The 10,513-nt window shown below is 67.1% G+C and carries 8 protein-coding genes, 1 pseudogene and 1 riboswitch; of the genes and pseudogenes, 5 read left to right on the top strand and 4 right to left on the bottom strand.

The features are described 5' to 3' along the window. From metH to bamE, 4 genes and pseudogenes are all read right to left on the bottom strand, one after another. The coding region (gene metH, locus GRF61_RS14610) for a methionine synthase (protein ID WP_169151371.1) at positions 1 to 3,435 on the bottom strand (3,435 nt) is incomplete at its 3' end. A 74-nt stretch (positions 3,436 to 3,509) separates the two neighbouring features. After that, a riboswitch (S-adenosyl-L-homocysteine riboswitch) is annotated at positions 3,510 to 3,578 on the bottom strand. A gap of 80 nt (positions 3,579 to 3,658) precedes the next feature. Then, on the bottom strand, positions 3,659 to 4,264 hold the full coding sequence (locus tag GRF61_RS14605) for a hypothetical protein (RefSeq protein WP_248281254.1): 606 nt from the start codon (positions 4,262 to 4,264) through the stop codon (positions 3,659 to 3,661). 44 nt (positions 4,265 to 4,308) lie between these two features. Beyond that, a pseudogene (locus GRF61_RS14600) lies at positions 4,309 to 4,776 on the bottom strand (hypothetical protein); the annotation flags it as partial. A gap of 28 nt (positions 4,777 to 4,804) precedes the next feature. Then, the gene (bamE, locus tag GRF61_RS14595) at positions 4,805 to 5,290 is read right to left on the bottom strand and encodes an outer membrane protein assembly factor BamE (protein WP_169151369.1); all 486 of its coding nucleotides are present in this window, start codon (positions 5,288 to 5,290) and stop codon (positions 4,805 to 4,807) included. 412 nt (positions 5,291 to 5,702) lie between these two features. Between bamE and GRF61_RS14590 the strand changes: the two genes are divergently transcribed. From GRF61_RS14590 to GRF61_RS14570, 5 genes are all read left to right on the top strand, one after another. Continuing rightward, positions 5,703 to 6,815: a branched-chain amino acid ABC transporter substrate-binding protein gene (locus tag GRF61_RS14590; protein WP_169151368.1), complete on the top strand. Its 1,113-nt coding sequence runs from the start codon at positions 5,703 to 5,705 to the stop codon at positions 6,813 to 6,815. A 147-nt stretch (positions 6,816 to 6,962) separates the two neighbouring features. Then, positions 6,963 to 7,898, top strand: a complete 936-nt coding sequence (locus GRF61_RS14585) for a branched-chain amino acid ABC transporter permease (protein ID WP_169151367.1) — start codon at positions 6,963 to 6,965, stop codon at positions 7,896 to 7,898. Between the two features lie 10 nt (positions 7,899 to 7,908). Further along, entirely contained in the window at positions 7,909 to 9,006 is a 1,098-nt protein-coding gene (locus tag GRF61_RS14580; RefSeq protein ID WP_169151366.1) for an ABC transporter ATP-binding protein, read from the top strand. After that, positions 9,003 to 9,776: an ABC transporter ATP-binding protein gene (locus GRF61_RS14575; protein ID WP_169151365.1), complete on the top strand. Its 774-nt coding sequence runs from the start codon at positions 9,003 to 9,005 to the stop codon at positions 9,774 to 9,776. The genes GRF61_RS14580 and GRF61_RS14575 overlap by 4 nt, the downstream gene beginning before the upstream one ends. After that, complete coding sequence (locus GRF61_RS14570) at positions 9,766 to 10,509, top strand: ABC transporter ATP-binding protein (protein ID WP_169151364.1); 744 nt, start codon at positions 9,766 to 9,768, stop codon at positions 10,507 to 10,509. The genes GRF61_RS14575 and GRF61_RS14570 overlap by 11 nt, the downstream gene beginning before the upstream one ends. Positions 10,510 to 10,513 lie beyond the last annotated feature (4 nt).

Genomic DNA, 10,513 nt, shown 5'->3' with positions numbered 1-10,513 from the left:
GCGGATGCCCTTGTATTGCTCCTTGATCAGCGCGGCATTATCCAGCTGCTCGTCGGCGGCATAGCCCCAGTATTCCTTGCGCACCCGCTCGTGCAGCCATTCGGCGGTGGCTTCGGCGAGGCGGTCGGCGAGGCTCTTGAGCATGATGGCGTGGTAGTCGTCGTGGCTGGCTTCGAACTCGGCGAGCTTGTGTTCGATGCCCAGGCCGGCGGTGACGGCGAAGGCGCCGCACCAGTCGCGCACGCCGCTGGACTTGGGGGCGATGAAATCGGCCAGGCACCAGTGCGGCTTGCCGGGCGGGCGCTCGTGCTGCTGGCGCAGGCCGTGCCAGGTCATCATGGCGGTGTTGCGGGATTCGTCGGCGTAGAACTCGATGTCGTCGCCCACGCTGTTGGCGGGGAAGAGGCCGAACACCGCGCGCGCCTGCACCCACTGGCCAGCGATGAGGTCTTCCAGCATGGCCTGGCCGTCAGCGAACACGCTGCGCGCGGTTTCGCCGACGATTTCGTCATCGAGGATTCTGGGGAAGCTGCCGGCGAGGTCCCAGGTCTGGAAGAAGGGGGCCCAGTCGATGTAGTCGCGCAGGTCTTCCAGGTCCACGTCCAGCGCGATCACGCCCAGGGTGTTGGGCTTAAACGGCACGTAGCCTTCGACCGACAGCGGGTCGTAGGCGTTGGCGCGGGCGGCTTCCAGGCTGACCAGTTGCACGCCCTTCTTGTTGGCGTGCTGGGCGCGGATCTTGTCGTAGTCGGCGGCGAGCTGGAGGCGGAACTCCTCCGCGCCGGATTCGGACAGCAGCGCGGTGACCACACCGACCGCGCGCGAGGCGTCCGGCACGTACACCACCGGCTGCTGGTAGTGGGGCGCGATCTTGATGGCGGTGTGGGCGCGGCTGGTGGTGGCACCGCCGATGAGCAACGGCACGTCGAAGCCCTGGCGCTGCATTTCAGCGGCGACGTGGCTCATTTCTTCCAGCGAGGGCGTGATCAGCCCGGACAGGCCGATGGCCTGCGCGCCGTGTTCCTTGGCGGCGTTGAGGATCTTGTCCGCCGGCACCATGACGCCGAGGTCGATCACCTCGTAGCCGTTGCAGCCCAGCACCACGCCGACGATGTTCTTGCCGATGTCGTGCACATCGCCCTTCACCGTGGCGATGACGATGCGGCCCTTGCTGGTGGCGCCGGTGCGCAGCTTTTCCTCTTCGATGTAGGGGATGAGGTGGGCCACCGCCTGCTTCATGACGCGGGCGGATTTCACCACCTGGGGCAGGAACATCTTGCCGGCGCCGAAGAGGTCGCCGACCACGTCCATGCCGGCCATCAGCGGGCCTTCGATCACCGCCAGTGGCGGCTTGCCGGCCGCCGCCAGGCTGGCGCGCACCTCTTCGGTGTCGGCAACGACGAATTCGGTGATGCCCTTCACCAACGCGTGCTTGAGGCGCTCTTCCACCGGCCAGGCGCGCCAGGCGAGGTCGGGGCCGGTGTCCTTGGCCTTGCCTTCCTTCACCGTCTGCGCCAGTTCCACCAGCGCATCGCCGGCTCCAGGCCGGCGGTTCAGCACCACGTCCTCCACGGTATTGCGCAGCACCGGGTCGAGGTCGTCATACACGCCCAGCATGCCGGCGTTGACGATACCCATCGTCATGCCGGCCTTCACCGCGTGGTAGAGGAACACGGTGTGGATGGCCTCGCGCACCGGCTCGTTGCCGCGGAAGCTGAAGCTGACGTTGGAAACACCGCCGGAGATCTTGGCGTAGGGCAGGTTGGCCTTGATCCAGGCCACGCTCTGGATGAAGTCCACCGCGTAGTTGTCGTGCTCTTCGATGCCGGTGGCGATGGCGAAGATGTTGGGGTCGAAGATGATGTCTTCCGGGGGGAAGCCAATGCCGGTGAGCAGTGCATAGGCGCGGCCGCAGATCTCGATCTTGCGCGCGTAGGTGTCGGCCTGGCCTTTCTCGTCGAAGGCCATGACGATCACCGCCGCGCCGTAGCGCCGCGCCAGCCGCGCTTCGTGCAGGAACTTGGCCTCGCCCTCCTTCATCGAGATGGAGTTGACGATGCCCTTGCCCTGGATGCACTTCAGCCCGGCCTCGATCACCTCCCACTTCGAGGAGTCGATCATGATGGGCACGCGGGAGATGTCCGGCTCGGAGGCGATGAGCTTGAGGAAGCGCTCCATCGCCGCCATGGAGTCCAGCATCGCCTCGTCCATGTTGATGTCGATGACCTGGGCGCCGTTCTCCACCTGCTGGCGAGCCACCGCCAGGGCATCGTCGAAGCGGCCTTCCAGGATCATGCGGGCGAAGGCGCGCGAACCGGTGACATTGGTGCGCTCGCCGACGTTCACATACAGGCTGTCCGCCCCGATGTTGAAGGGCTCCAGGCCGGACAGCCGCAGTTTCTTCTCGATCTCCGGCACCTTGCGCGGCGGCACCGCAGCCACCGCCTTGGCGATGGCCGCGATGTGGGCCGGCGTGGTGCCGCAGCAGCCGCCGAGGATGTTCACCAGGCCGGACTGCGCCCATTCCACCACCGCCTCCGCCAGTTGCTCCGGCGTTTCGTCGTAGCCGGTGGGCGCCAGCGGGTTGGGCAGGCCGGCATTCGGGTGTGCGGACACATGGGTGTCGCAGACCCGCGACAGCTCTTCCACGTAGGCGCGCAGTTCCTTGGCGCCCAGCGCGCAGTTGAGGCCGAAGGAGATCGGCTGCGCGTGCGACAGGGAGTTCCAGAAGGCTTCGGCGGTCTGGCCGGAGAGGGTGCGGCCGGAGGCATCGGTGATGGTGCCGGAGACCATCACCGGCAGGCGGTGGCCGCCGTTGCGCTCGAAGTCTTCGAACAGCTTCTCGATGGCGAACACCGCCGCCTTGGCGTTCAGGGTGTCGAACACGGTTTCGATCAGCAGCAGGTCGGCGCCACCTTCCACCAGGCCGCGGGCGGAGTCGTAGTAGTCGTCCACCAGCGCGTCGAAGGCGATGTTGCGGTAGCCGGGGTCGTTCACATCCGGCGAGATGGACAGCGTGCGCGAGGTCGGCCCCAGCACGCCGGCGCAGTAGCGCGGCTTGTCCGGGTTCTGCGCGGTGTATTCGTCGCACAGCTCGCGCACCAGGCGGGCGCCAGCCACGTTGATCTCGTAAGCCAGGCCCTCCAGGCCATACTCGGCCTGGGAGACGCGCGTACCGTTGAAGGTATTGGTCTCGATGATGTCGGCGCCGGCCTCGAGGTAGGCGCGGTGGATCTCGCCGACCACGTCCGGCCGCGTCAGCACCAGCAGGTCGTTGTTGCCCTTGAGGTCGCGCGGATGCTCCAGGAAGCGGCTGCCGCGGTAGTCCGCCTCGCCCAGCTTGTACTGCTGGATCATGGTGCCCATGGCGCCGTCCAGGATCAGGATGCGGCGGGCGAGGTGCTGGCGGAGTTCTTCGGAGCGGTCGGCTTGCATGGGCATGTCTCGGTGAAACGACGATCCCGGCGCAGCGCGGCCCGCAAAAGCGAACGGCGCCACAAACCGGATGGGGTTTGCGAGCGCCGTTGTTCGGTTGCCAAGCCTGGCCCGGTCTCCGGGTCGCAGCGCTCCTTGGCAGAGGGGCAGAAGTTTAGCGAGGGACGCCCATGCTTGCCAAGGCTGGCGGCGGCCTTACCCGCCGCCGCCCATGCGGGCCGGGCTACCACCACCAGGGCGAACCCGGCCAGCGGCGAGGGTGGAAAGGGTATCCCGGGTAGGGGTATGGCCCCCAGGGGCCCCACGGGCCGTAGTAATCCCAGTTCGGCGGGTAGGAATAGGTATAGCTGGTGCGTGCGACCTTGCCCTCGACGAAGTGCACGTTGAACAGGGCGGTCGAGCCGTAGCCACGCTCGGCCACGCTCCAGTCCCATACCACCTCGTGGGACGAGGGGAAGGTCTGCTCCGAGCGATGGCTGCCCAGCAGGCGGGAAACCTCCTCCTGCGTCATTCCGCGCTTGACCCGTGCCAGGTTGGCAGCGGACAGCGCATCCCACTGCCGCAGCACGATGCCCCCTTGGTCCACCTGCACCATCAGGGTGGAGGGGCCATCCGGCTGATTGGAGAACTCCAGCGTATGCGTGGTATCACCGTTGTCCCAGCGGCGGGTGGGTTCACCCCGTTCGGCAATAGCTTCCTGCTCGGTGGTGTAGGGGCGGGGCGGCGCGAAGGCGGCACAACCGGACAAGGCCGAGACGGCCAGCAGCGCGAGCAGGAAGCGCAACAGCGCGCTACTGGCGAGCTTGGGAAGAAGGGCTAGCGGTTTCATGGCCGTTCCTGGGTAAAGGCGGGTAGAGGGGCTCAGAAAGGAAAGTGGATGTAGGTCTGGCTGGTGCGGACGACGCGGCCATCGACGAAGTGCACATTGAACAGGGTGGCGATGCCGGGGCCGGTGTTCTCGATGTTCCAGTCCCACACCTCTTCCCGCGACAGGGCGAAGTACTGCACCGAGCGGTGCGCTCCGAGCAGGCGATTGACCTCCTCCTTGCTCATGCCCGCCTTCACCTTCGCCCGCCCGGCGTCGCTCAGGCCGTCCTCCTGCCGCAGCACGCGGCCCTGGGCATCCACCGTCACCATCAGGCAGCTTTCCCCGAAAGGCTGGGTGGCGTATTGCAGGGTGGTGCTGCCATCGGCGTTGTCCCAGCGCTGGGTGGGGTGGCCGCGCGCCGCCAGCACTTCGGCTTCGCTGGTGTAGGGCCGCGGCGGGGCGAAGGCGCTGCAGCCCGCCAGCAACAGAACGGCAAGGAACACCGGCAGGCGATGGAAGAAGGGGAGCTTCATGTTCTTCTCTTGTTGTTGCCGGAGCGATTCAGCCACGGGGGCGGCTGTAGCGGCCACTGCCGCGCACCAGGCCGTCCTCGCCGAAGCTGACGGTGAAGTAGCGCGGCGCATCCGCATCGCCACGGTCTATCAGCCACTCCCACACGGTTTCCCGCTTCAGCGCGAAGTGCTGGCGCGAGGCTGGCCGGCCTAACAGGCGCAGCACCTGCTCCTGGCGCATGCCGGATTCGACCCGGGCAAAGTTGGCTTCGTTCAACACCTGCTCCAGCCGCAGCAGCACGCCATCCGCACCCATGGTGGCCATGTAGCATTCGGCGCCCTGGGGCTGGCGGGAATACTCCCAGGTGGAGCTTCCGTCCGCGTTAGGCCATACCGCCTGCGGCTCGCCCAGCCGCGCCTTCACCTCGGCCACCGTGGAAACGCCGGGCTTGAGGTCGCGCACGGCGAAGTAATCACAGGCGGGCAGGCCAATGGCGGCGAGCAGGGAGCAGAGGATGAGAAGCAGGCGTTTCATGGCGGGCCATTCCGGCGGGGTCCGGGCAAGCGGCAAGAATCCCGCTTCCCGCGGGCTTTTGCAAATGGCAGCGTCGCGCCATGCACCGCCAAGGTGCAGCCGCACCGCCGGCGCTCCCCCCGGCAGCGCCCAGCCTGCATGTTCCGGCGGTTCCGCCAGGCTCGATCGCACATTCCGTGCTGGCACGATTCATGCGCCTCGCCGGCCCCGAGGCTGGACCGCCTTCTCAGCACCTACAAAAACCCGCATGCATGCGCCAGAGACAATTTTTTAGGCAGAATACGGACACTTTCGTCCCCGGCCGGCTGCCGGCGAAGTGCAGCACCGCGAACCCCGCATCGTGTTCGTCGCAACGCGATTGCCCATACAAGCCCAGGAAACCCGGTTTCACCCTTACGCAGGAGGAACAGGTATGAAGAAAACTCTCGTTGCAGCAGCCATTCTCGGTCTCGGCTTGAGCGCCGCCCATGCCCAGGAAGTGGTGAAGATAGGCGGTGCCGCGCCGCTCACCGGCACCATCGCCCACCTCGGCAAGGACCTCGAGAACGGTGCCCGCCTGGCGCTGGAAGAAGCCAATGCCCGCGGTGTCACCATAGGCGGCAAGCCGGTGAAGCTGGAGTTCATGGGCGAAGACGACCAGGCCGATCCGCGCACCGGCACCACCGTGGCCCAGCGGCTGGTGGATGCCGGCGTCAAGGCGGTGGTTGGCCACCTGAACTCCGGCACCTCCATTCCGGCCTCGCGCATCTACCATCAGGCCGGCATCGCCCAGATCACGCCGGCGTCGACCAATCCCAAGCTGACGCAGCAGAAATACCCCGGCGTGTTCCGCACCATCGCCAACGACGTGCAGCAGGGTTCGGTGCTGGGCAAGTTCGCGGTGGAAAGCCTGGGGGCGAAGAAGATCGCCATCATCGACGACCGCACCGCCTACGGCCAGGGGCTGGCGGACGAAACCGAAAAGGCGGCCAAGAGCGCGGGCGCACAGATCGTTGCGCGGGAGTTCACCACCGACAAGGCCACCGACTTCAACTCCATCCTCACCAAGATCCGCAGCGCCAATCCGGACGTGATCTTCTTCGGCGGCATGGACGCCCAGGCCGGGCCGATGCTGCGCCAGTTCAAGCAACTGGGCATCACCGCCAAGTTCCTCTCCGGCGACGGCAGCTGCAGCCCGGAAATGATCAAGCTCGCCGGCGACGCCATCGGCGCCAACGCCTACTGCTCCATGGCCGGCCTGCCGATCGAGAAGATGCCCGGCGGCGCCGACTTCCGCGCCCGCTACAAGAAGCGCTTCAACGCCGACGTGCAGATCTACTCGCCCTACGCCTACGACGCGGCCACCGCCATCATCACCGCCATGGAAAAGGCCGGCTCTGCCGAACCATCCAAGTACCTGCCTGAGCTGAAGAAGGTGAACTTCGACGGCGTGATCGGCAACATCTCCTTCGACGACAAGGGCGACCTCAAGCAGGGCTCCATCACCGTCTACCAGTTCAAGGACGGCGCCTGGGTTCCGCTGTAAGCACCCGCCGGCCGGACGCCCTCGCGGCGCCCGGTCCGGGACGCAAGGCTTGCGGCCCGCTCGCGCAGCCACGGCCGCAAGCCTTGCGTCCTCTTCACACCGGCCAATCAATTCGCTGAATCCGGCGCGAAAGGTACAAGGGGCACGATGGACGCAGAAACCCTCCAGCAGCTGATCAACGGGCTGGTGATCGGCAGCGTGTATGCGCTGATCGCACTCGGCTACACCATGGTTTACGGCATTCTCGGCCTCATCAACTTCGCCCACGGCGACGTGCTGATGGTGGGCGCGATGACGGCCTTGCAGACCATGCTCTTCCTCATGGGCGTGGCGCCCGGCATGTCGCCGGTGGCCATGCTCACCCTGGCCCTGCTGGTGGCGATCCCGGTCTCCATGCTGATCGGCTACACCATGGAGCGGCTGGCCTACCGGCGGCTGCGCAACGCACCGCGGCTGGCGCCGCTGATCACCGCCATCGGCATGTCCTTCCTGCTGCAGACGCTGGCGATGATCATCTGGGGCCGCAACTATCACACCTTCCCGCAGCTGATCTCGACCACGCCGCTGCAACCGGTCGAAGGCGTGTTCGTGACCCCGGTGCAGATCGTCATCATCGTCGTCTCGGCGCTGCTGATGATAGGGCTCACCCTGCTGGTGAACCGCAGCCGCATCGGCCGCGCGATGCGCGCCACCGCGGAGAACCACCGCACCGCCAGCCTGATGGGCGTGGATACCAACGCGGTGATCGCCTTCACCTTCATCATCGGCGCCGGCCTCGCCGCCGTGGCCGGGGTGATGTACGCCAGCAACTACGGCATCGCCCACTACGGCATGGGCTTCATGCCGGGGCTGAAGGCCTTCACCGCGGCGGTACTGGGCGGCATCGGCAACCTGGGCGGCGCCATGCTGGGCGGCATCGTGCTCGGCCTGGTGGAATCCTTCGGCGCCGGTTACATCGAACGCCTCACCTTCGGCTTCCTGAACTCGTCCTACCAGGACATCTTCGCCTTCATCATCCTGGGCCTGGTGCTGATCTTCCGCCCCACCGGCCTGCTCGGCGAACGGGTGTCGGACCGGGCCTGAGGACGCGACCATGAACGAACTCGCCGCTGCCGTGCCCTGGCTGGGCAAGCGCAACCCCACCGCCGCCCGCTGGCTCATCCTCATCCTCGCCATCGCCGCTCCGCTGATCGCCTGGCAGTTCGGCCGCAGCTGGGTGCGCATCCTGGACTTCGCCCTGCTCTACATGATGCTGGCGCTGGGCCTTAACCTGGTGGTGGGCTTCGCCGGCCTGCTGGACCTGGGCTACATCGCCTTCTACGCGGTCGGCGCCTACACCTTCGCCTTCCTCGCCTCGCCGCATTTCGAGGTTCATCTGCCCTTCTGGCTGGTGCTGCCGCTGGGCGCCGCCTTCGCCGCGCTCGCCGGCATCATGCTGGGCTTTCCGGTGCTGAGGCTGCGGGGCGACTACCTCGCCATCGTCACCCTGGGCTTCGGCGAGATCGTGCGCATCTTCATGCTCAACCTGAACTACCCGGTGAACATCACCAACGGCCCTCAGGGCATCGGCATGATCGACCCCATCGTGCTGTTCGGCTGGGATCTGTCGCAGAACCTGCAGATCACCGAGGATTTCGCGATCAACTCGCTGTTCCTCTACTACTACGCATTCCTCGCCTGCGTCGCCGGCTCCATCCTGTTCATCCGCCGGCTGCAGATCTCCCGCGTGGGCCGCGCCTGGGCGGCGATGCGGGAGGACGAGCTGGCGGCCAAGGCCATCGGCATCAACACCCGCAACCTCAAGCTGCTCGCCTTCGCCCTGGGCGCCACCTTCGGCGGCGTCGCCGGCTGCCTGTTCGGCGCCTTCCAGGGCTTCGTGTCGCCGGAGTCCTTCTCGCTGATGGAATCCATCGCGGTGCTGACCATGGTGGTGTTCGGCGGCATGGGCAACATCGCCGGCGCGGTGATCGGCGCCTTCGTGCTCGCGCTGCTGCCGGAAATCCTGCGCCACATCGCGGTGCCGCTGCAGCAGGCGTTGTTCGGCCATGTGCTGCTGGATCCGGAGGTGCTGCGCATGCTGCTGCTTTCCCTGGCCATGATCCTGATGATGCTGCTGCGCCCCACCGGGCTGATCCCCGCCCGCGCCCGCTACGCCCACCCGGAGAACCTGCACCGGAGCAGCCAGCCATGAAGACGCTGCTGGAAGCCCGCGGCATCGGCAAGCGCTTCGGCGGCCTGCAGGCGCTGGCGGACGTCTCGCTGACCATACGCGAGGGCGAGGTCTACGGCCTGATCGGCCCCAACGGCGCCGGCAAGACCACCTTCTTCAACGTGCTCACCGGCGCCTACACGCCGGATGGCGGCGCCTTCGCCTTCGACGGCGGCGAGCTGCCCACCGGCAAGCCGCACCGCGTGGTGGCGCGCGGCATCGCCCGCACCTTCCAGAACATCCGCCTGTTCCGCGAGCTGACCGCGCTGGAAAACGTGATGGCCGGCCATCACATCCGCACCCGGGCCGGCATCTGGGGCATCCTCACCCAGAACCGCCACACCCGCGAGGAAGAGCGCGAGACCACCGAGCGCGCTTACGAACTGCTGCGCTACGTGGGCATAGAGCGCTTCGCCGACACCGTGTCCCGCCACCTTTCCTACGGCGACCAGCGCCGGCTTGAGATCGCCCGTGCCCTCGCCACCGAACCGCGCCTGCTGGCGCTGGACGAACCCGCCGCCGGCATGAACGCCACCGAAACCGGCCGCCTCAAGGCGCTGATCGAGCAGATCCGTGGCGATGGCGTCACCGTGCTGCTGATCGAGCACGACGTGAAGCTGGTCATGGGTCTGTGCGACCGCGTGGCGGTGCTGGATTTCGGCCGCAAGATCGCCGAGGACGTGCCGGCGGTGGTCCAGCGCGACGAGGCGGTGATCAAGGCCTATCTGGGCGGAGGCAAGCATGCCCATTGAAGAGAACACGCCGCTGCTGCAGCTGCAGGGCCTGCAGGTGGCCTACGGCGGCATCCAGGCCGTGAAAGGCATCAGCCTGGAACTGCACCACGGCGAGCTGGTATGCCTGATCGGCGCCAACGGCGCCGGCAAGACGACCACGCTGAACGCCATAGCCGGCGTGCTGCCCATCGTCGGCGGCGGCATCGCCTACGAAGGCAAGCCCATCGCCAACCTGCCGGCGCACAAGCGCCTGCGCCAGGGCATCGCCCTGGTACCGGAAGGCCGCGGCATCTTCACCCGGCTGACGGTGGAAGAGAACCTGCGCATGGGCGCTTACACCCGCCGCGACCGCGCCGGCGTGGAGGCAGACCTGGAGCGCATCTACACCATGCTGCCGCGGGTGAAGGAGCGCCTGCACCAGGTGGCCGGCACCCTGTCCGGCGGCGAGCAGCAGATGGTCGCAATCGGCCGGGCGCTGCTGTCGCGGCCTCGCCTGCTGCTGCTGGATGAGCCCTCGATGGGGCTGGCGCCGCTGGTGGTGGAGAAGATCTTCGAGGTGGTGCAATCGGTATCGCGCGAGGGCGTCACCATCCTGCTGGTGGAACAGAACGCCAACCTGGCGCTGGAGTTCGCCCAGCGCGCCTACGTCATGGAGTCCGGCCAGATCACCCTCAGCGGCAGCGGCGCCGAACTGCTGGCCGATCCCAAGGTCCGCGCCGCCTATCTCGGCGAACTGGACGAGCCGGCCTGAAGCC

Source organism: Azoarcus sp. TTM-91 (assembly GCF_012911025.1).
Classification (GTDB): domain Bacteria; phylum Pseudomonadota; class Gammaproteobacteria; order Burkholderiales; family Rhodocyclaceae; genus Azoarcus.
Note: the sequence above shows the minus strand (reverse complement) of the source record. Positions and strands in the feature narration are given on the sequence as shown.